Origin of the sequence: Pseudomonas sp. ANT_J28, assembly GCF_008370005.1 — a bacterium.
GTDB classification, from domain to species: domain Bacteria; phylum Pseudomonadota; class Gammaproteobacteria; order Pseudomonadales; family Pseudomonadaceae; genus Aquipseudomonas; species Aquipseudomonas frigoris.
Genome location: NZ_VOBM01000050.1, coordinates 12,695 through 33,087, shown reverse-complemented (window position 1 = coordinate 33,087; position 20,393 = coordinate 12,695). Strand labels below are relative to the sequence as shown.

Below are 20,393 nucleotides of genomic sequence, written 5' to 3'. Positions count from 1 at the left end.
CCTTAAAAACATGTTTCAAGCGCTTTCAGGTCTGTAACAGGAAGGTTACCGGGCCGTCGTTGACCAGGTGCACCTGCATATCCGCGCCGAATCTACCTGATGCCACAGTGCCATGCACCTGTTTCGCCTTACCTAATAGATAGTCGAAAAGCTCCTCGCCCAGGGCCGGAGGGGCAGCGGTCGAAAAACTCGGACGCAACCCGCTCTTGGTATCGGCGGCCAGGGTGAACTGTGAGACCAGCAGCAACCCACCGCCTACATCCGCCAGGGACAGGTTCATCTTGCCCTCGGCGTCACTGAATACACGATAGTTAAGCAGTTTCTGCAGAAGTTTGTCGGCGCTGGCCCGAGTATCCTCGGGCTCGACCGCCACCAGCACCAGCAATCCCTGATCGACGGCGCCCACCACCTCCCCCGCTACCTCGACTCGCGCGCCACGCACGCGTTGCAGCAGGCCCTTCATGCTTCTTCAGGGGCCAGGTCGAGCAGACGATGGGCCATCTGATCGGCGGCGCGAACCAGTGCGTCAGTAATGCCAGGTTCGGAGGCGGCATGGCCGGCGTCACGGATCACCTGCAATTCACTGTTCGGCCAGTTCTGATGCAGCTCCCAGGCGTTATCCAGCGGGCAGATCACGTCGTAGCGACCGTGGACGATCACGCCAGGCAAATGGGCGATCTTGCCCATGTCGCGGATCAGTTGGTTGGGCTCAAGGAACGCGTTGTTGGTGAAGTAGTGACATTCGATGCGGGCGATGGACAGTGCGCGCTGTGGCTCGGAGAAACGATCGACCACCATCGGGTTCGGGCGCAGGGTGGCAGTCCGACCTTCCCAGGTGGACCAGGCTTTGGCCGCGTGCATCTGGGCAATCTGATCGTTGCCGATCAGGCGCTTGTGGAAAGCCGAGAGCAAGTCTTCGCGTTCGTCCAGCGGGATCGGCGCGATGTAGTCCTGCCAGTAATCGGGGAACAGACGACTGGCGCCACACTGGTAGAACCACTCGATTTCCTGCGGACGGCAGAGAAAAATCCCGCGCAGAATCAGACCGTGCACACGCTCCGGGTGGGTTTGCGCGTAGGCAAGCGCCAGGGTCGAGCCCCACGAACCGCCAAATAACACCCATTTATCGATGCCGAGGTGCTGGCGAATTCGCTCAAGGTCGGCGACCAGATCCCAGGTGGTGTTGTTTTCCAGGCTGGCGTGGGGCGTGGAACGACCGCAACCGCGCTGGTCAAAGGTCACAATGCGATACAGATTCGGATCGAAAAACCGACGGCTCTGGGCATCACACCCGGCGCCGGGGCCGCCGTGGATGAACACCACCGGCAAACCTTCCGGCGAACCGCTTTCGTCGACATACAGCGTGTGGGTTTCATCGACGGCCAGATCGTGCCGGGCGTGGGGTTTGATCTGCGGGTACAAAGTCTGCATTGCGCGCTCCGTAAGGGGTCGAGGTCATCCCTGGGGGGACTTCTATGATTCTGCCGTCCGGCATCATAAACCCGAATTACGCCAATGAGCATGCCTTGCAGGCTCAGAGTTTTTCAGCCCGTTTTTTCAGACAAATAGCCGAGCAGCGTTTCATAGAGTGCGTCCACCTCGGCGACCTGCCCCCGAGCCCGCAAACAGCCGTGAACCAAACCCTCCCCGTAATAAAGCGTCGCTGCCACGCCTGCTGCATTCAGTCGCTCGGCGTAGAGCATGCCGTCATCGCGCAGCAGGTCGAATTGCGCCACGGCGATCAAGGCCGGCGGCAACCCGCTGAAATCCTCGGCGAGCAACGGCATCGCATAAGCACTTGGCTGTCCGGTGCCGCGCAAGTACAGGGCGTGATAACAATCCAGATCGCTGCTGCTGAGCAAGGGAGCATCGACGCATTCACTGCGCGATGGCAATCGGTGATCACCGCCCAGCCCCGGATAAATCAGCACCTGCGCCGCCGGCAATGGCTCGCCCGCATCGCGTAACGCCAGGCACAACGCCGCCGCAAGGTTGCCACCGGCACTGTCCCCGGCCACCAGCGTTCGCTCGGGATCGAGCCGGAATGGCCCGGTCCGTAGCGCGCGCCAGACACCCAGACAATCCTCGAACGCCGCCGGAAACGGATGTTCCGGCGCCAACCGATAATCGACGGCGATCACCAGCACGCCGAGCGTCGACGCCAGTTCGGCGCAGATGAAGTCGTGGGAATCCAGATCCCCCACCACCCACCCGCCGCCGTGCAGATACACGATGCACGGGCAACCGCTGGTCGGTGGCGAAACCGGCGGTTGATAAGACCGCACCGGCACGCCGACCAATTCAAAATCCACCACATAAAGCCCGGAGGGACGTGACGGGGTGAACGCCCGGCACATCCCGCTGTAGGCCTGGCGCAAACCGTTGAGGCTGCCGTCAGTGCTGTTGAAGCTGACGGTTTTCTCGACGAAAGCCGCCATTTGCCCGGATAACGGATAGGAACTCATCAAAGTTTCAAACTGGTCTGAACGGTCGCCACGCCATCCTTGCCATCAAAACTGGTGACACCGGCAAGCCAGCGCTGAAGATCCTCGGGATGATCACGTAGCCATTGTCTGGCAACATCCTGCGGCGTTTTACGCTCCATGATCGGCACCATCAACTGGCTTTCCTGGGCAGCGGTGAAGGTCAGGTTTTCCAGCAGGCGATTCACATTCGGGCAGCGCTGGGCGTAGTCCGGGGCGGTTACGGTGGAGACGGTGGCGGCGCCTTCGTTCGGGCCATAAACGTCTTCACTGCCAGTCAGGTAGGCGATTTTCATGTTGATGTTCATCGGGTGCGGGGTCCAGCCGACGAACACCACGAACTCCTTGCGATTCACCGCCCGCTGAACGGCGGCAAGCATGCCGGCCTCACCCGACTCGATCAGCTTGAAATCCTTCAAGCCAAATTGATTGGTCTCGATCATGGTTTTGATGGTGGTGTTGGCGCCACTGCCCGGCTCGATGCCGAAGATCTTGCCGCCGAGTTGATCCTTGAATTTGGCGATATCGGCGAAAGTTTTCAGACCCGCTTCGGCGACATATTCAGGTACGGCGAGGGTTGCCTGAGCATCGGCCAGGCTCGGTTTGTCCATGACCTTCACCTGATTGGCAGCCAGGAACGGCGCGATGTTTTTGTCCATCGCCGGTTTCCAGTAACCGAGGTAGATGTCCAGACGCTTGTCGCGGATGCCGGCGAAGATGATTTGCTGCACGGCGCTGGTTTGCTTGCTTTCGTAACCGAGGCCGTTGAGTAACACATCGGCCATGCCGCTGGTGGCGATCACGTCGGTCCAGTTGACCACGCCCATGCGCACGGCCTTGCAGGAGGCGTCGTCACTGGCCAGAACGCTGGTGCTCAGCAGAGCAGTGCCGCAGAGGATTGAGAGACAGCGGGTGAACAGTCTTTTCATTGGGATGATCTCGTGCGGCAGCGGATTATTGTGGGCCGGTGTCTTTGTGCACCGTGCCCAGAACATTACGCAGCGTCGAGAGGGTAAAAGCGAACTGTAGCGACCGAGATTTGCACGGTGGCGACCGTTCCTATCGATCGTTCCCACGCGGGAGCGTGGGAACGAACAGTCAACCGTAGTGCTTCTCACCCCAGGTCAGCAGCCCTTGCAGCAATTCCTTGAGCACCACCTGAGTTGGCGCCGCCAGGTCCGGGCGATAACGGAACGGCTCGAACTCTTCCATGTACGTGCACTGGCCCAACTCCAGTTGCACCGCATGGATGTTCTCGGCCGGATTGCCGTAATGCCGGGTGATGTGGCCGCCCTTGAAGCGACCGTTCAGCACATGGCTGTAATCGCCGTGGCGCGCGCAGATCGCTTCCAGCTGAGTAGCCAACTGTGGATCGCAACTGGCGCCGTTAAAGGTGCCAAGGTTGAAGTCCGGCAGCTTGCCGTCGAACAGGTGCGGGATCACCGAACGGATCGAGTGCGCATCGAACAGCAGCGCGTAGCCGAACTCGGCCTTCAGTCGCGCCAGTTCGTTCTGCAAAGTGCTGTGGTACGGCGTCCAGATCTGCTCCAGGTAAGTCGCTCGTTCCGCCGCTGACGGCTCCATACCCTCACGGAACAACGGAATACCGTCGAACAGCGTCGCCGGGTACAGACCGGTGGTCGCGCCGGCATACAAAGGCTTGTCGTCAGACGGGCGGTTAAGGTCGATGACAAAACGCGAGTACTCGGCGGCCAAGGTGCTGGCGCCCAGCTCGGCAGCAAATTCATAGAGCTGCGGGATATGCCAGTCAGTGTCCGGCAGGCTTTTCGCGTCGGGGATCAACCCGGCTTCGACCGTCGGCGTCAGGCGCAGGCCGGCGTGGGGCATGCTGATCAGCAGCGGCACGCGACCTTGTTTGAAGTTCAGAACCTTATCCACAACTGTTCTCCTGAATGCTCACTTCAACGCCGTGACGCACGACGCGTTTTTCCAGGTCGCCGCCCAGCCAGTACGACAGGTCGGCCGGACGATCGATTTGCCAGGCGACGAAATCTGCACACTTGCCGACTTCCAGCGAACCGTGGGTTTCAGCCATGCCCAGCGCCGTGGCGGCATGAATCGTTGCACCCGCCAAGGCTTCTTCCGGGGTCATGCGGAAACAGGTGCACGCCATGTTCAGCATCAAACGCAACGACAGTGCCGGTGAGGTGCCGGGGTTGAGGTCGGTGGCGATGGCGATTTTCACGCCGTGTTTGCGCAAAGCTTCCATCGGCGGCAATTGGGTTTCCCGCAGAAAGTAGAACGCGCCGGGTAGCAACACCGCGACGGTGCCGGACTTGGCCATAGCGATGGCGTCGTCTTCGGTCATGAATTCCAGGTGATCGGCCGACAGTGCGTGGTAACGCGCCGCCAGACTCGAGCCATGCAACGACGACAACTGTTCGGCGTGCAGCTTCACCGGCAGACCAAGTTGTTGTGCGGCGATGAACACCCGCTCGACCTGCGCCGGCGAAAACGCCAGGTATTCGCAGAACGCGTCCACCGCATCCACCAGCCCTTCGGCGGCCAGGGCCGGAAGCATCTCGGCGCAGATGTGATCGATGTAGTCGTCGGCACGGTCCGCGTATTCCGGCGGCAAGGCGTGAGCGGCCAGGCAGGTGCTGCGCACGCTGACCGGGAACTCGGCGCCGAGACGGCGAATGACCCGCAGGATCTTGCGTTCGCTGGCCAGGTCCAGGCCGTAGCCAGATTTCATCTCTACGGTGGTCACGCCGTCGCGCATCAGGCTTTTCAGACGCTTGGCGGCGCTGGCGAACAGCTCGTCTTCGGTCGCCGCGCGAGTAGCGCGCACGGTGCTGGCGATACCACCGCCAGCCGCTGCGATTTCTGCATAGCTGACGCCTTGCAGACGCTGCTCGAATTCACCGCTGCGGTTACCGCCGAACACCGTGTGGGTGTGGCAGTCGATCAGGCCCGGCGTCACCCAGGCCCCTTTAAGATCATTGACTGCCGGGTACTCGCCCGACGGCAGTTCAGCGCGTGGGCCGATCCACTCAATGTGCGCTCCTGACGTCACGATGGCCGCATCCTCGATGATCGAGTAGACGCCTTGCGCCATGGTTGCGACGTGGCAGTGTTGCCAGAGAGTTTTCATCCGTGGCCTCCGTTAGGTTATCGATGAGAAAAAGAAGGTTCCCGCTCCACCGGTACTGCCTTCCCTGCCGCCGGTTTCACCCACGTCAGGTAGGCCAGCACCAGCAATACAATCCAGACCACGCCGACGATCAGAGCCGCCTGGGTGTCCGGGAAATAGCCCAGCACGCCAAAGATGAACAGCATGAAGGCAATCGCCGCCATCGGCGCATAAGGCCAGAACGGTACCGGGAACTTCAGTTGGGCGACCTGCTCGGCACTCATGGAGCGACGCATGGCCACTTGGGTGAACAGAATCATCAACCAGACCCACACCGTCGCAAAGGTGGCGATGGACGCGATCAACAGAAACACGTTCTCCGGAATCAGGTAGTTCAGCAGCACGCCCAACAGCAGCGCGGCACTCATTACCACCACGGTCATCCATGGCACGCCATTGCGCGACAAGCGAGCAAAGCCCTTGGGTGCGTGTCCTTGCTGAGCCAGACCGTACATCATGCGGCCAGCGCCGAAGATGTCACTGTTGATCGCCGACACCGCCGCCGAGATCACCACGATATTGAGAATGGTCGCCGCCGAGCTGATCCCCAGGTTGTCGAAAATCTGCACGAATGGACTGCCTTGGCTGCCGATCTGCTGCCATGGAAAGATCGACATCAGTACGAACATCGTCAACACGTAGAACAGCAGGATACGCAACGGTACGGCATTGATCGCCCTGGGCAGCACGTGCTGCGGGTCTTTGGCTTCACCGGCGGTCACGCCGATGATTTCAATGCCGCCAAACGCAAACATCACCACCGCGAACGAAGCGATCAAGCCGCCCACGCCATTGGGCATGAAGCCGCCATGGCTCCAGAGATTGCTGATGTCGGTCGCCTGGGCGCCGGGGGCCGTGCTGATACCGAACAGCATGATGCCGAAGCCACCGAGGATCATCGCGACGATGGCTGCGACCTTGAGCAGCGACAGCCAGAATTCCATTTCACCAAAGACTTTGACGTTGCACAGGTTCAAGCCGCCGACCACCGAAACGATGCCCAGCACCCAGATCCAGCGGGCGACTTCCGGAAACCAGAAGCCCATGTAAATACCGAAGGCGGTGACGTCGGCCATGCCGACGATGACCATTTCAAACGCGTAGGTCCAACCGAGGATGAAGCCCGCCATCGGCCCAAGATAGGTGCTGGCGTAATGGCCGAAAGAGCCGGCCACCGGGTTGTGCACCGCCATCTCACCGAGGGCGCGCATGACCATGAACACCGCCGCGCCACCGATCAGGTAAGCGAGCAGCACCGCAGGCCCGGCCATTTGAATGGCCGAGGCAGAACCGTAAAACAGCCCGGTGCCGATCGCCGACCCCAGTGCCATGAAGCGAATATGTCGGGCAGAGAGCCCGCGTTTCAAACCTTTTGCTGGATGTTGCATTGCTCGTCCTTATTTATTCTTATTCGACGCAAAATCGAATCGCGAGCAAGCTCGCTCCCACAGGGTTTACACAATCCAATGTGGGAGCGGGCTTGCTCGCGAAGAGGCCATTACAGGCTAGGCAGCAACTTCGCCGAAACCAGCTCGTTCAGGCAACGAGTCGCCAGAAGCTCGCTAGCAGCATTGATGTCCGGTGCAAAGAACCGATCCTTCTCATAGAACGGCACTTCAGCACGCAGGATGGCGCGAGCCTTTTCCAGCTTCGCCGAGGTCTTAAGACCGTCACGCAAATCCAGACCCTGACAGGCCGCCAGCCATTCCACCGCGAGAACGCCGCGAGTGTTTTCGGCCATTTCCCACAGACGCTTGCCGGCAGCCGGCGCCATGGAAACGTGGTCCTCCTGGTTCGCCGACGTCGGCAGGCTGTCCACCGAGTGCGGATGGGACAACGCCTTGTTCTCGCTGGCCAATGCCGCAGCGGTCACCTGGGCAATCATGAAGCCGGAGTTCACGCCGCCATTGGCCACCAGGAACGGCGGCAGTTGCGACATGTGCTTGTCCATCATCAGCGAGATACGACGCTCGCTCAGGGAACCGATTTCAGCGATGGCCAGGGCCATGTTGTCGGCAGCCATGGCGACCGGTTCGGCGTGAAAGTTACCGCCGGAGATCACGTCGCCTTCAGCGGCGAATACCAGCGGGTTGTCCGAAACGGCGTTGGCTTCGATGGCGAGCACTTCGGCGGCCTGACGGAACTGGGTCAGGCAAGCGCCCATGACTTGCGGCTGGCAGCGCAGGGAGTACGGGTCCTGGACCTTTTCGCAGTTCTGGTGCGAGTCGGACACTTCGCTGCGCTCGCCCAGCAGATCGCGGTAAGCGGCAGCGGCATCGATCTGGCCTTTCTGGCCACGAGCGGCGTGGATGCGGGCGTCGAACGGGGAACGCGAGCCCAGCACGGCTTCAACAGTCATACCACCAATGGCCAGGGCGCCAGCAAACAGGTCTTCGCCTTCGAACAGACCACGCAGCGCATAAGCGGTGGACACCTGAGTACCGTTGAGCAGCGCCAGACCTTCTTTCGCGGCCAGGGTCAACGGAGTCAGACCGGCGATTTTGAGCGCTTCGGTTGCTTCCATCCACTCGCCTTTGTAGCGAGCCTTGCCTTCGCCCAGCAGCACCAGCGACATGTGGGCCAAAGGCGCCAGGTCGCCGGATGCACCGACCGAACCTTTCAATGGAATGTGCGGGTAAACCTCGGCGTTTATCAGGGCGATCAGCGCGTCGATCACTACGCGACGAATGCCGGAAAAACCGCGGCTCAGGCTGTTGACCTTGAGCACCATGACCAAGCGAACCAGCGCGTCGCTGATCGGCTCGCCGACACCGGCGGCGTGGGACAGCACCAGCGAGCGCTGCAGGTTTTCCAGGTCTTCGCTGGCGATACGGGTCGAAGCCAGCAGGCCGAAACCGGTGTTGATGCCATAAGCGGTGCGGTTCTCGGCGAGGATCTGTTCCACGCAGGCAACGCTGGCTTCAATCTGGTTCGAGGCGCTGTCATCGAGGGTGATTTTGACCGGCTGCTGATAGACATCACGCAGTTGGGCAAGGCTCAGTTGGCCGGGAATAAGGTTTAACGCAGTCATTTCGTGCTCCTTTTGAGAGTTTGTCTTCTTCTTAGGTGAAGAGTTCTCACCAGACGCTCCGGAGATGTCCGTTGTCCGTCGCTTCCCACCTTTTGGGGGGCTGCGCCTTGGCACGCTGGTGTTTTGTGGAAATCAGTTCAGGTTAGGTAAAGCGTTGTGCAGCAAAATCGGGTCTTTCAAAACGGCGGCGGCACTGGCGATGTCCGGTGCCAGCCAGCGGTCCTGGTCGTAGGCCGGGACTCGCTCGCGCAGCAGGCGCCAGGCGGCATCGGTGCCGGCGCCGAAGCGTTGCTCTTTCAAGAACTCAAACGCCTGAGACGCCAGCAGGTATTCGATGGCGAGGATCTGTGTGCAGTTTTCCAGGGCGCGATGCAGCTTCAACGCGGCGTTGGTGCCCATGCTCAGGTGGTCTTCTTGCAGGCCCGAGGTGACGTAGTTGTCGAGTACCGCCGGTTGCGCCAGTTGACGATTTTCCGCACACAGCGAAGCGGCGACGTACTGGACGATCATCATCCCGGAATTCACCCCCGGGTTGGCCACCAGGAATGCCGGCAAACCGCTTACATGCGGGTTGATCAAACGGTCCAGACGACGTTCGGCGATGGAGCCGATTTCCGCCATGGCGATCGCCAGCAAATCCGCGGCGAGCGCGACCGATTGGCCGTGCGGGTTGGCTTGGGACATGACGCGGAAGTCGTCCGGCGTGCCCAGCAGCATCGGGTTGTCGGTGACCGAGTTGAGTTCGGTTTCGATCTGCTTTTTCGCGTGTTCAAGCTGATCGCGAGCGGCGCCGTGAACTTGCGGAATCGAGCGGATGCTCAGCGCATCCTGAGTACGAATGCCTTTGCTGCTGGCAATTACTTCACTGCCATCGAGCAACGCCCGCAGGTTGATGCCGACTTGCTGCATGCCTGGATGCGGTTTGAGCGCGATGATCTCGGCATCGAACGCGGCAATTTGACCGCGCTGGGCTTCGAAACTCATGGCGCCGATCACGTCGGCCCATTGCACCAGACGCGTGGCGTCCGCGAGTGCCAGGCAACTGAGGCCGGACATGCACGGCGTGCCGTTGACCAGGCACAGGCCATCTTTGGCGCCCAGCTGAACCGGTTGCAGCCCTTCTTCGGCCAGGGCCTGCTGCGCGGAAACGATCTGCCCTCGATAGCTGACATTGCCGACACCCAGCAGCGCGATGCTGATGTGGGCCATGTGGGTCAGGTAACCGACCGAACCTTGGGACGGCACTTGCGGGGTGATGCCGCGATTGAGCAGCGCCAACAGGGCTTCGACCACCCGGCGATGAATGCCGGATTTGCCATGGCTGTAGTTGCGAATGGCGGCGCAGATGATTGCGCGGGTCTGTTCGTCGGCCAATGGAGCGCCAACGCCACAGGCGTGACTGAGCAAGGTGTTGCGCGACAGTTGGCTGAGTTGTTCGTCTTTGAGCGAGACATTGCACAGCGCGCCGAGTCCGGTGTTGACGCCATAGGCGCGCTCGCCGCTGACGACGATGCGCTGGACGATCGCTTGGGCATTCTCGATCCGTGCCCAGGTCTGTGGTGACAGCTCAAGCTGTGCGCCATGACGGGCTACGGCGACCACATCCTGCCAACGCAACGGGGCGTCGGCGATAACGATTTTTTCAGCCTGAGACATCTTCAACCTCGTGCGTACAACTTGAATATTGATGCAGCTTCGCTGACGCCTTCCCGAGCAAGCCCGCTCCCACAGGGGTACGCATTCCAAATGTGGGAGCGGGCTTGCTCGCGAAGAGGCCAGCACAAACACCGCAAACCTTTAAACCACCGCAGCCCGACGCTGTACGAACCGGTCCACATACTCATCCGCCGGCGAATGCAGGATCTCTCTTGGCGTACCGACCTGAATCAGGCGCCCGTCCTTGAGGATCGCAATGCGGTTACCGATGCGCACGGCCTCGTCGAGGTCGTGGGTGATGAAGACGATGGTCTTGTGCAGGGTCTTTTGCAGTTCCAGCAACTGGTCTTGCATTTCGGCGCGAATCAGCGGGTCGAGGGCACTGAAGGCTTCGTCCATCAGGATGATGTCGGTGTCCGCCGCCAAGGCGCGGGCCAGGCCCACACGCTGACGCATGCCGCCCGAGAGCTGATGCGGGTATTTGTTTTCGTAGCCCTTGAGGCCCACCGTGTTGATCCAGTGCAGCGCGCGCTCGGAGCACATTTGCTTGGTCTCGCCACGCACTTTCAGGCCGTAGGCGACGTTATCCACCACGGTCTTGTGCGGCAGCAGGCCGAAGCTCTGGAACACCATGCTGATCTTGTGCCGGCGAAATTCGCGCAGGGCTTCCATGTCGTATTGCAGGATGTCCACGCCGTCCACCAGGATCGCGCCGCTGGTCGGGTCGATCAAACGATTGAAGTGGCGCACCAGCGTCGACTTGCCGGAACCCGACAGGCCCATGATCACGAAGATCTCGCCGGTGCCGATGCTCAGGGACAAGTCGTTCACGCCGACCACACAGCCGGTTTCGGACAGCACCTGATCTTTGGTTTTGCCCTGGCCGATCATGGCCAGCGCATCCTTGGAACGGTTGCCGAAAATCTTGAAGACGTTTTTGACTTCGATCTTGCTGATGGCTTCGTTGTTCATTTGCTCACCTCATGCCGTGCCCGACCATACGCCTGAGTAATACGGTCGATAACCACTGCCAGAATCACGATCGCCAGACCCGCCTCAAGACCACGTCCAACGTTGAGGGTTTGAATCCCCACCAACACGTCTTCACCCAGGCCACGGGCACCGATCATCGAGGCAATCACGACCATCGACAGGGCCATCATGGTGGTCTGGTTGATCCCGGCCATGATGCTCGGCAGGGCCAGCGGAAGTTGCACACCAAACAGTTGCTGCCAGCGGTTGGCACCGAAGGCGTTGATCGCTTCCATCACTTCGCCGTCGACCTGGCGAATACCCAGATCAGTCAGGCGAATCAGCGGTGGTGCGGCGTAGATCACGGTGGCGAAAATCGCCGGGACCTTGCCCAGGCCGAACAGCATCAGCACCGGGATCAGGTACACGAAACTCGGCATGGTCTGCATGATGTCCAGCAGCGGCATCAAAATCGAACGCAGGCGATTGCTGCGTGCCGAAAGAATGCCCAGCGGAATGCCGATCATCACCGAAATGATGGTCGCCACCATCATCAGCGCCAGGGTCTGCATCAGCTTGTCCCAGAGGCCGACCGCACCGACCAGGAACAACAAGCCAACGATCACGGCGGTGGTCACGACTTTGCGGGTCGCGTGCCAGGCAACGCCCGCCACGATCGCCAGCATCAGCCACCAGGGCGCCGCACGCAGCAGCCCTTCAAGATTGACGATGGCCCACAACAGGGTGTCGGAGATTTGCCGGAACACGTCGCCGTAGTTGGTGACCAGCGAATCGACCCAACTGTTGACCCAGTCGGCGATGGAAAAGGTAAAGCTTTCGGGAAACATAAGAGGCTCTCAATCAAGGGGTTGCGATCAAGCATCCGACTGCCGCTCAGGGCAGTCGGAGAAACTCAACCTACAAGGCCGCGTCGATCTTTTTGGCTGCGTCTTCGCTCACCCATGCGTGCCAGACTTCAGGATGTTCCTTGAGGAAGATTTTCGCCAGTTTTGGTGACTCGATCCGCTCTTTGGCCATGCGCCCGAGGTTCTGGTTGAGCAGGTCGATTGGCAGGTTGACCTTCTCCAGCACCGCCACCAATTCCGGGGCTTGCTCGTGGAAGGTTTTGGACAGGCCGACCTTGATGGTCACGCGCTTGTCCACGCCTGGTTTCTCTTCGAGTTTCACCAGATCAACCTGGCCCATCAGCGGGGTTGGCGACCAGTAGTAGAACAGGATCGGCTCGCCACGCTTGTAGCTCGACAACACCGCGGCATCCAGCGCCGGGCCGGTGCCCGGACGGAAGTTGGTGTAGGTGCTTTCCAGGCCGTAGCTTTTCAGCATTTCGCTGTTGTCCAGCTCACAGGTCCAGCCGGCCGGGCAGTTGTAGAAACGGCCCTTGGATGGCTCTTCGGCGTCCTTGAACACCGCGGAATACTTGCCCAGGTCAGCAATGTTTTTCAGGTCCGGCGCCTTCGGTTCCAGCTTGCGCTTGGCGTCGCCTTCGATCACGTAACGCGGCACGTACCAGCCTTCGATCGCGCCAACGACCGGAGCGCCAACACCGACAACCTTGCCGGCCTTCTCGGCCTTGTTCCAGACTTCGCTGCGGCCGACCCACTCTTCGGCAAACACTTGAATGTCGTTGCTGCTCAGGGCGTTTTCCATGGTGATGGAGTTGCCCGGCAGGCTGTCGGTCTTGCAGTCGTAGCCTTTCTCCAACACGACTTGCAGCACGTCGGTCAGCAGCATGGCGCTTTCCCAGTTCAGGCCGGCAAATTTCACCGGTTTGCCCGACTCGCACCAACCAGCCGCCTGAGTGGCGCCGGCGCTGGCCAGCAGGCCCATGGAAAGCAATGTGGTCAGCAGGGTCTTGTTCGATTTCATTGTGTGACGCTCCTAATCATGAGTTGGCTTACGGCAGTCAAGAGGCATCCAGCCCTGTCCACGTCCAATCAGGCCTGCGCCGCAGCGCGACCGGCCCCGCTTGTTTTAGGTTGTACAACGCTGTCCTGCTCGACCGGCAGGATCAGTTGATCGGGTACTGCGCTGTGCCATTTTTTTGCACATACGTAATACAGGGCTGCGGGCAGCACCAGACCGATGATCCAGGAGATATCCACATCACCCAGAGCTGCCACCAGCGGACCGGTATAGAACTTGGAGGAGATAAACGGCAGTTGCACCAGCACACCGAAGACATAGACGCTGATACCGAGCGGGTTCCAGCGACCGTAGCGACCGTTCGGATCGGCCAGCGCCGGCACGTCATAGCGCTCGCGAGTGATGCAGTAGTAGTCCACCAGGTTGATCGCGCTCCATGGCGTAAAGAACGCCAGCAGGAACAGGATGAAGGACTTGAACGCACCGAGGAACGAGTGCTGACCGAGCAGCGCCATCAGGGTCGCAGTACCAACGATGACCAGCACGAAGACCAGACGCTGCAAGCGCGAGACCTTCAGTTCACCACGGAAGCCGCTGATGATGGTCGCAATGCACATGAAGCTGCCGTAGGAGTTGAGCGTGGAGATGGTGACCTTGCCGAACGCGATGCTGAAGTACAGCAGCGCAGCGGTGGCACCGGTACCACCCAGTCCCACGATGTAAGCCACTTCATGGCCGGCGAATTGCCCGTTTGCCGAAGCGGCGGCAAACACACCGAGGATCATCGCCACCTGTGCGCCAATCACCGAACCCGCACCCGCTGCGAAAAAGGTTTTCACCGATGACGTCTTGCTTGGCAAGTAGCGAGAATAGTCCGCCACGTACGGGCCGAAGGCGATCTGCCAGGACGCCGCGAGCGACACCGCCAGCAGGAAGCTGCTCCAGCTGAAGTGGCGGATTTGCAGAAGCGCGCCAACGTCGGTCTGGCTCATCAGACGGCTGAACAGGTAAACGAAGGCGATCACACCAATAACACTGGCAACACGGCCAATCCAATGGATCACTCGATAACCGAGCACCGTGACCAGCACGATGACACTGGCGAAAATCAGGATGCCGACGCTGTCGCTGACGCCAAACAATTGGCCCAGCGCCTGACCGGACAGCACGGTGCCCGTGGCGGTGAAGCCGAGGTACATCAAACACACCAGCACGATCGGGATGGCCGCGCCGTAAACGCCGAACTGCACCCGGCTGGAGATCATCTGCGGCAGGCCAAGCTTGGGCCCTTGCGCCGCATGCAGCGCCATTACGCCACCGCCGAGCAGTTGACCGATCAACAGACCGATCAACGACCAGAACACGTCACCGCCCAGCACCACGGCCAGGGCCCCGGTGACAATCGCGGTGATTTGCAGGTTGGCACCCATCCACAGGGTGAACTGGCTCAACAGACGACCGTGTCTCTCCGCTTCCGGGATGTAGTCGATCGAACGCTTCTCGATCAACGGTTTACTGCCTGCACGATCGCTGTTAACAGCCATGATTCAACCTCTGAGGATTGTTTTGTGGGGTCGGCTTTGCGTTGTTATTTGCCGGTAATCATCGGCAGGTTCAGACCCTGTTCCTTGGCGCAGTCGATCGCGATCTGGTAACCCGCATCGGCGTGACGCATAACACCGGTCGCCGGGTCGTTGTGCAGCACCCGAGCGATACGCTCAGCCGCTTCGTCAGTACCGTCGCAGACAATCACCATGCCCGAGTGCTGGGAGAAGCCCATGCCGACGCCACCGCCGTGGTGCAGGGAAACCCAGGTTGCGCCGCTCGCGGTGTTCAGCAGAGCGTTGAGCAATGGCCAGTCGGACACGGCATCGGAACCGTCCTGCATCGATTCGGTTTCGCGGTTCGGGCTGGCCACGGAACCGGAGTCCAGGTGGTCGCGACCGATCACGATTGGTGCGGACAATTCACCGCTGCGAACCATTTCGTTGAACGCCAGGCCGAGCTTGGCGCGCAGGCCCAGACCTACCCAGCAGATACGTGCCGGCAGACCCTGGAAGCTGATGCGCTCGCGCGCCATGTCCAGCCAGTTATGCAAGTGGGCGTCGTCCGGGATCAGCTCTTTTACTTTGGCGTCGGTTTTGTAGATGTCTTGCGGATCGCCCGACAGTGCAGCCCAACGGAACGGACCGATACCGCGGCAGAACAGCGGACGGATGTAAGCGGGTACGAAGCCTGGGAAGTCGAATGCGTTCTCGACGCCTTCTTCCTGGGCCATCTGACGGATGTTGTTGCCGTAGTCGAAGGTCGGAATGCCCATTTTCTGGAATTCGAGCATCGCTTTAACGTGCACGGCCATCGATTGCTTGGCGGCTTTGACGACAGCGGCTGGCTCGGTCTTGGCGCGAGCGCGGTACTCTTCCCAGGTCCAGCCGGCCGGCAGGTAACCGTTAAGCGGGTCGTGGGCGCTGGTCTGGTCGGTGACCATGTCCGGGCGCACGCCGCGCTTGACCAGTTCCGGCAGGATTTCAGCCGCGTTGCCGAGCAGGGCGATGGAAATCGCTTTGCCTTCCTTGGTGTATTTGGCGATGCGGGCCAGCGCGTCGTCGAGGTCGGTGGCTTGCTCATCGACATAACGGCTGTTCAGGCGGAAGTCGATGCTGATCTGTTGGCATTCGATGTTCAGCGAACAAGCGCCGGCCAGGGTGGCGGCCAGTGGTTGAGCGCCGCCCATGCCACCGAGTCCTGCGGTCAGGACCCAACGACCTGTCAGGTCATCGTTGTAGTGTTGGCGACCGGCTTCGACGAAGGTTTCGTAGGTGCCCTGGACGATGCCCTGGCTGCCGATGTAGATCCAGCTGCCGGCGGTCATCTGGCCGTACATGGCCAGGCCTTTGGCGTCCAGTTCGTTGAAGTGTTCCCAGCTCGCCCAGTGTGGCACCAGGTTGGAGTTGGCGATCAGTACGCGTGGGGCGTTGGTGTGGGTCTTGAACACGCCGACCGGCTTGCCGGATTGCACCAGCAGGGTCTCGTCGTCATTCAGGTTGGTCAGGCTTTCGACGATCTTGTCGTAGCATTCCCAGTTACGTGCCGCACGACCGATACCACCGTAAACCACCAGTTCTTTAGGGTTCTCGGCGACTTCCGGGTCGAGGTTGTTCATCAACATGCGTAGCGGCGCTTCAGTCAGCCAGCTCTTGGCGGTCAGCTTGTTACCGCGGGCAGCGCGGATTTCGACGTTACGAAACTTAGTAGGTTTCTGGGTATTGTCAGTCACGAAAAAGACTCCTCAGCGATCAATCCAAACCAACCCTGGCGGTGGGTAAGCCAGCCTGTGCGCGTCAAAGCGACACAAGCGAATCAGTGGACGTTGCGAGGAGTCTCGATCGACTCATACGCATACGTCTTTACTTGTACATACAAGCATATGCAATCAAGCGGCCAACTTGTTGGATGAGTGCTCAAGAAAAGTTTTGAAAGGGCTGGAAAGCGCCTGGATCAAGGGTTCTGGCGAAGATGAAATTTTTCGGGGGGATTTTGCGAGGAGGCTTACAGCTGTTACTTGAGCGGGGGTTTGCGCCACGCTGGGGCGTTCGGTAACAAGTTGGTGCGCATTCGGGAACGTTGAAAAGCAAAAGATCGCAGCCTCGTTTCACTCGACAGCTCCTACAGGGATGGTGTTCATCTTGTAGGAGCTGTCGAGTGAAACGAGGCTGCGATCTTTTAGGTATTTTGAATCAGCGTGCAGTCAGCTCGATCACACAGCACTGGCCATTGCTGGAGACTTCCAGCAGGCCGACGTTACCGTCGAGTTGCAGGCAATCATGGCGACCGAGTTGTGAGGCGCTATGACCGACTTTCACTTCAAGCTCTTCGGTGACACTGAATACGAGCACGGTGCCTGCCGAGCTGAAAAACCGCTGCTCGCCGTCCAGCCACTGCAACCGCGCGCTATAACGCTGCGGTGCATAAATCAGGTTGAAGTCGCGAATCGGTCCGCCGAGCAAGGTGCAAGAGACCTGGCTCTCGCCGCTGAAGGCAAACGGGTCCAGCGGTAACAGTGGCTTTGTGTCCTGGCCATCGACACGCAAGGTCATGCCGTCGCCTTGCAGCACAGTGATCACTCGCTCATAGCCGGCGAATGTCGAGAAACCGCCCGACTCACCGATATCGGCAATCGACAGACGCCAGCCGAAACCCTCAAGACCGGTGCCCGCATCGCGGGTGATTTCTTCGGTACTGCCGCCGCCGTTTTTCCACGGCATGCGTGGGTAATCAACGGCGCGTAAAACCTTCAACTCATTCATTTATGAAAGCGCCCTTCCAGACGATGACGGGAACCGGGGTGGATCAAACGGGCGGCGGTCACTGGCTGACGGCCGGACCAGGTACGGCGACGAATCAGCAGGCACGGCTCGCCCTTTTCAATCTGCAGCAACTTGCACTCGCTGGCCTCAGCCAGAATCGCCTCGACCACGTGTTCGCCTTCAGTCAGCGGCGCGACCTGGTTCAGATAGGCGTATGGCGTTTGCAGGGTGAAGTCCTGCTTGAGGTAGTCCGGCGCCACCAGTGCGTTGACGAAACGGTCTTCGATTTGCACCGGAATATCGTTTTCGAAATGCACGATCAGCGAGTGAAAGACTTTCTGGCCTTCGCGCATATCCAGTGCCAGCGCCCGCTCGGAACCTGCGGCCTCTTCTTCGAGGGTGATGACCTTGCAGGTGTGGCGATGGCCACGGGAGGCTATTTCGTCGGCGATGTTGTGGACTTCAAACAGCGCGGACTGACTTTTCGGCTCGGCGACGAAAGTGCCGACACCCTGCATGCGCACCAGCAGACCGTCGGCGGTCATCTCGCGCAGGGCACGGTTGATGGTCATGCGGCTGAAACCCAACTGGTTGACCAGCTCGCTTTCCGACGGAACGCGGTAGTGCGGCGGCCAGTTTCCACTGTCGATTTGCTGGGTGATCATCTGTTTGACGCGCGCGTACAAGGGCGCCGGACTGTCGCCCATGTGTGCGGCCAACGGAGAGACTGCAGGCGGAGTCGGCACGGTTAATCCTTGTTCATTTGGTAGAGGTTGCTAGCTTGCCGGAGTTTACCGAGCAGGCAAACGTCTGTATATGTATATACAAATAACACACGATGGGGTGCTGAACCATGTCCGCCTTCTTTGCCGAACGCGCGCTGCTGCCTAGTGGATGGGCCAACAATGTACGTCTTGAGGTCAGCGCCGATGGCGTGTTGACCCATATCCAGGCCGATTCCAATGCAGATGGCGCCGAACGGCTAAGCGGTCCGCTACTGCCGGGTATGCCGAATCTACACTCCCACGCCTTCCAGCGCGCCATGGCCGGGTTGGCGGAAGTGGCAGGGAATCCGAATGACAGTTTCTGGACCTGGCGCGATTTGATGTATCGCCTCGTCGGAAAAATCAGCCCGGATCAACTCGGCGTCATCGCCCGTCAGCTGTACATCGAAATGCTCAAGGCCGGGTACACCTCGGTCGCGGAATTTCATTACGTACACCACGACACCAACGGCCAGCCTTACGCGGACCCGGCCGAACTGGCGCTGCGCATCAGCCAGGCCGCCAGTTCCGCCGGGATCGGCTTGACCCTGCTGCCGGTGCTCTACAGCTATTCCGGTTTCGGCGGCCAGGCCCCGAACGAAGGCCAGCGCCGCTTTATCAACAGCACCGAAAACTACCTCAAGCTTCAGTCGCGCTTGCAGCCAATCCTGGCGCAGCAACCGGCGCAGTCGCTGGGTTTGTGTTTCCACTCGTTGCGCGCGGTAACACCGCAGCAGATCAGCGAAGTGCTGGCCGCCAGCGACCAGCAGAGCCCGGTGCACATTCACATCGCCGAACAGCAGAAGGAAGTCGATGACTGCCTGAGCTGGAGCGGCCGCCGTCCGCTGCAATGGCTGTATGAAAACACCGAGGTCGATCAGCGCTGGTGCCTGGTTCACGCAACCCACGCCAACCCGGAAGAAGTCACGCTGATGGCCAAGAGTCGCGCCATCGCCGGCTTGTGCCTGACGACCGAAGCCAACCTCGGCGACGGGATTTTCCCGGCGGTGGACTTCCTCGCTCAGGGCGGGCGCATGGGCATCGGTTCCGACAGCCATGTGTCATTGAGCGTGGTGGAAGAATTGCGTTGGCTGGAATACGGCCAGCGTCTGCGCGACCAACGCCGTAATCGTTTGTATGGCGCGGATCAGCCGATGGTTGGCCGCACGCTGTACGACGCAGCGCTGGAGGGCGGGGCTCAGGCGCTGGGCCAGCCGATTGGTGCGCTGGAAGTTGGCAAACGTGCGGATTGGCTGGTGCTGGATGGCAACGATCCGTACCTGGCGACAGCCAGCGGCGACGGGATTCTCAATCGTTGGTTGTTTGCCGGTGGTGACCGTCAGGTGCGAGATGTGCTGGTCAATGGCCAGTGGGTTGTGCGCGACGGGCGTCATGCGGGCGAAGAAGAGAGCAATCGGGCTTTCACCCAAGTCCTGCGCGACCTCCTGGGCTGACGCAAAAAAAATGTGGGAGCGGGCTTGCTCGCGAAGGCGGACTGTCAGTCAACATCTCTGTTGAATTTGATGGCCCCTTCGCGAGCAAGCCCGCATTGGGATTCCGGTAACCGTTAGTTCGAGATCTTGGCCATCTGCGTATCGGTCGCGCGCCAGATCAGCCGCGTGGTGTCGTAACCCTGCTGACGTGCCTTGCTCAGCAGCTCCTCACGCACTACACCATTGACCGTCGGGGTCCGTGCCAGCAGCCATAGATACTTGCGGCTCGGATCGCCAACGATTGCGGTCTTGTAGTCATCGCTGACATACAACACCCAGTACTCTCCCTTCGCCACACCCGGAATCAGCCGCGAAAACCAGTTATCAAACTCGACCCACAGCTTGTCGGTTTTGCCCGGCTCCTGTGGCCAGGCCGTGCCTTTGGCCTCTTCCCATTGCCAGTCTGCCGTCAGGCAGCGGTTCAGCACCAACACCTTGCCGTCAGGCTTGAGCGTGTAATGGGCTTCGGATTGCGCGCAGTTGCGCTGGAAATACATCGGCAGACGAGCCAACTCGTACCAGGTCCCTTGGTACTTCTTGAGATTGACGCTGTTGACCGTTTTCGGTGCCAACGGATCTACGCCGGAAGTGGCGCAGCCGGCCAATACCAGGCCGGCTAAAAGGACTATCAATAACCGCTTCATTGTTT

At 60.1% G+C, this 20,393-nt stretch carries 18 protein-coding genes; 1 reads left to right on the top strand and 17 read right to left on the bottom strand.

Annotation, left to right across the window (positions count from 1 at the left end; all coding sequences use genetic code 11):
* Positions 1-25 precede the first annotated feature (25 nt).
* The 16 genes from dtd to hutC form a co-directional block, all read right to left on the bottom strand.
* Positions 26-463 (bottom strand): D-aminoacyl-tRNA deacylase, encoded by a 438-nt coding sequence (gene dtd / locus FQ187_RS26160; protein WP_008149496.1) that lies wholly within the window; start codon positions 461-463, stop codon positions 26-28.
* Positions 460-1,431, bottom strand: a complete 972-nt coding sequence (gene pip, locus FQ187_RS26155; RefSeq protein WP_056741134.1) for a prolyl aminopeptidase — start codon at positions 1,429-1,431, stop codon at positions 460-462. Before pip ends, dtd begins: the two co-directional genes overlap by 4 nt.
* Positions 1,432-1,544: 113 nt before the next feature.
* Positions 1,545-2,465: an alpha/beta hydrolase gene (locus tag FQ187_RS26150; RefSeq protein WP_149631688.1), complete on the bottom strand. Its 921-nt coding sequence runs from the start codon at positions 2,463-2,465 to the stop codon at positions 1,545-1,547.
* The gene (locus FQ187_RS26145; RefSeq protein ID WP_149631687.1) at positions 2,465-3,412 is read right to left on the bottom strand and encodes a choline ABC transporter substrate-binding protein; all 948 of its coding nucleotides are present in this window, start codon (positions 3,410-3,412) and stop codon (positions 2,465-2,467) included. Before FQ187_RS26145 ends, FQ187_RS26150 begins: the two co-directional genes overlap by 1 nt.
* A gap of 169 nt (positions 3,413-3,581) precedes the next feature.
* Positions 3,582-4,382 carry an N-formylglutamate deformylase gene (gene hutG / locus FQ187_RS26140; RefSeq protein ID WP_149631686.1) on the bottom strand — a complete coding sequence of 267 codons (801 nt, stop codon included), beginning with the start codon at positions 4,380-4,382 and terminating at the stop codon, positions 3,582-3,584.
* Positions 4,375-5,598, bottom strand: a complete 1,224-nt coding sequence (hutI, locus tag FQ187_RS26135) for an imidazolonepropionase (protein WP_149631685.1) — start codon at positions 5,596-5,598, stop codon at positions 4,375-4,377. The genes hutG and hutI overlap by 8 nt, the downstream gene beginning before the upstream one ends.
* Positions 5,599-5,615: 17 nt before the next feature.
* The gene (locus tag FQ187_RS26130) at positions 5,616-7,025 is read right to left on the bottom strand and encodes an amino acid permease (protein WP_149631684.1); all 1,410 of its coding nucleotides are present in this window, start codon (positions 7,023-7,025) and stop codon (positions 5,616-5,618) included.
* A gap of 110 nt (positions 7,026-7,135) precedes the next feature.
* On the bottom strand, positions 7,136-8,668 hold the full coding sequence (gene hutH / locus FQ187_RS26125) for a histidine ammonia-lyase (RefSeq protein ID WP_149631683.1): 1,533 nt from the start codon (positions 8,666-8,668) through the stop codon (positions 7,136-7,138).
* 132 nt (positions 8,669-8,800) lie between these two features.
* Complete coding sequence (gene hutH, locus FQ187_RS26120; RefSeq protein ID WP_149631682.1) at positions 8,801-10,324, bottom strand: histidine ammonia-lyase; 1,524 nt, start codon at positions 10,322-10,324, stop codon at positions 8,801-8,803.
* Positions 10,325-10,465: 141 nt separating this feature from the next.
* Positions 10,466-11,296, bottom strand: a complete 831-nt coding sequence (locus FQ187_RS26115) for a glycine betaine/L-proline ABC transporter ATP-binding protein (RefSeq protein WP_008149478.1) — start codon at positions 11,294-11,296, stop codon at positions 10,466-10,468.
* The gene (locus FQ187_RS26110) at positions 11,293-12,144 is read right to left on the bottom strand and encodes a proline/glycine betaine ABC transporter permease (RefSeq protein WP_129439221.1); all 852 of its coding nucleotides are present in this window, start codon (positions 12,142-12,144) and stop codon (positions 11,293-11,295) included. Before FQ187_RS26110 ends, FQ187_RS26115 begins: the two co-directional genes overlap by 4 nt.
* A gap of 70 nt (positions 12,145-12,214) precedes the next feature.
* Positions 12,215-13,183, bottom strand: a complete 969-nt coding sequence (locus tag FQ187_RS26105; RefSeq protein ID WP_149631681.1) for an ABC transporter substrate-binding protein — start codon at positions 13,181-13,183, stop codon at positions 12,215-12,217.
* A 68-nt stretch (positions 13,184-13,251) separates the two neighbouring features.
* Positions 13,252-14,724, bottom strand: a complete 1,473-nt coding sequence (locus FQ187_RS26100) for a cytosine permease (protein WP_149631680.1) — start codon at positions 14,722-14,724, stop codon at positions 13,252-13,254.
* 44 nt (positions 14,725-14,768) lie between these two features.
* On the bottom strand, positions 14,769-16,457 hold the full coding sequence (gene hutU / locus FQ187_RS26095; protein WP_149631679.1) for a urocanate hydratase: 1,689 nt from the start codon (positions 16,455-16,457) through the stop codon (positions 14,769-14,771).
* 460 nt (positions 16,458-16,917) lie between these two features.
* Positions 16,918-17,487, bottom strand: coding sequence for a HutD family protein (locus tag FQ187_RS26090; protein ID WP_149631678.1), 570 nt, complete (start codon positions 17,485-17,487; stop codon positions 16,918-16,920).
* Positions 17,484-18,194 (bottom strand): histidine utilization repressor, encoded by a 711-nt coding sequence (hutC, locus tag FQ187_RS26085; RefSeq protein ID WP_177326944.1) that lies wholly within the window; start codon positions 18,192-18,194, stop codon positions 17,484-17,486. Before hutC ends, FQ187_RS26090 begins: the two co-directional genes overlap by 4 nt.
* Positions 18,195-18,340: 146 nt before the next feature.
* On the opposite strand from hutC, the gene FQ187_RS26080 reads away from it, so the two are divergent.
* Positions 18,341-19,705 (top strand): formimidoylglutamate deiminase, encoded by a 1,365-nt coding sequence (locus FQ187_RS26080; RefSeq protein WP_149631677.1) that lies wholly within the window; start codon positions 18,341-18,343, stop codon positions 19,703-19,705.
* Positions 19,706-19,818: 113 nt separating this feature from the next.
* On the opposite strand, the gene FQ187_RS26075 is transcribed toward FQ187_RS26080, so the two are convergent.
* The gene (locus FQ187_RS26075) at positions 19,819-20,388 is read right to left on the bottom strand and encodes a lipocalin family protein (RefSeq protein ID WP_149631676.1); all 570 of its coding nucleotides are present in this window, start codon (positions 20,386-20,388) and stop codon (positions 19,819-19,821) included.
* Positions 20,389-20,393: the final 5 nt, after the last annotated feature.

Bases quoted from the DNA above. Each gene is read 5' to 3' on its own strand.
- dtd (WP_008149496.1), bottom strand. From the start codon at position 463: ATGAAGGGCCTGCTGCAACGCGTGCGTGGCGCGCGAGTCGAGGTAGCG.
- hutI (WP_149631685.1), bottom strand. From the start codon at position 5,598: ATGAAAACTCTCTGGCAACACTGCCACGTCGCAACCATGGCGCAAGGC.
- pip (WP_056741134.1), bottom strand. From the start codon at position 1,431: ATGCAGACTTTGTACCCGCAGATCAAACCCCACGCCCGGCACGATCTG.
- FQ187_RS26150 (WP_149631688.1), bottom strand. From the start codon at position 2,465: ATGAGTTCCTATCCGTTATCCGGGCAAATGGCGGCTTTCGTCGAGAAA.
- FQ187_RS26105 (WP_149631681.1), bottom strand. From the start codon at position 13,183: ATGAAATCGAACAAGACCCTGCTGACCACATTGCTTTCCATGGGCCTG.
- FQ187_RS26080 (WP_149631677.1), top strand. From the start codon at position 18,341: ATGTCCGCCTTCTTTGCCGAACGCGCGCTGCTGCCTAGTGGATGGGCC.
- FQ187_RS26145 (WP_149631687.1), bottom strand. From the start codon at position 3,412: ATGAAAAGACTGTTCACCCGCTGTCTCTCAATCCTCTGCGGCACTGCT.
- hutH (WP_149631682.1), bottom strand. From the start codon at position 10,324: ATGTCTCAGGCTGAAAAAATCGTTATCGCCGACGCCCCGTTGCGTTGG.
- hutC (WP_177326944.1), bottom strand. From the start codon at position 18,194: ATGGGCGACAGTCCGGCGCCCTTGTACGCGCGCGTCAAACAGATGATC.
- FQ187_RS26110 (WP_129439221.1), bottom strand. From the start codon at position 12,144: ATGTTTCCCGAAAGCTTTACCTTTTCCATCGCCGACTGGGTCAACAGT.
- hutH (WP_149631683.1), bottom strand. From the start codon at position 8,668: ATGACTGCGTTAAACCTTATTCCCGGCCAACTGAGCCTTGCCCAACTG.
- FQ187_RS26090 (WP_149631678.1), bottom strand. From the start codon at position 17,487: ATGAATGAGTTGAAGGTTTTACGCGCCGTTGATTACCCACGCATGCCG.
- FQ187_RS26075 (WP_149631676.1), bottom strand. From the start codon at position 20,388: ATGAAGCGGTTATTGATAGTCCTTTTAGCCGGCCTGGTATTGGCCGGC.
- FQ187_RS26115 (WP_008149478.1), bottom strand. From the start codon at position 11,296: ATGAACAACGAAGCCATCAGCAAGATCGAAGTCAAAAACGTCTTCAAG.
- FQ187_RS26130 (WP_149631684.1), bottom strand. From the start codon at position 7,025: ATGCAACATCCAGCAAAAGGTTTGAAACGCGGGCTCTCTGCCCGACAT.
- FQ187_RS26100 (WP_149631680.1), bottom strand. From the start codon at position 14,724: ATGGCTGTTAACAGCGATCGTGCAGGCAGTAAACCGTTGATCGAGAAG.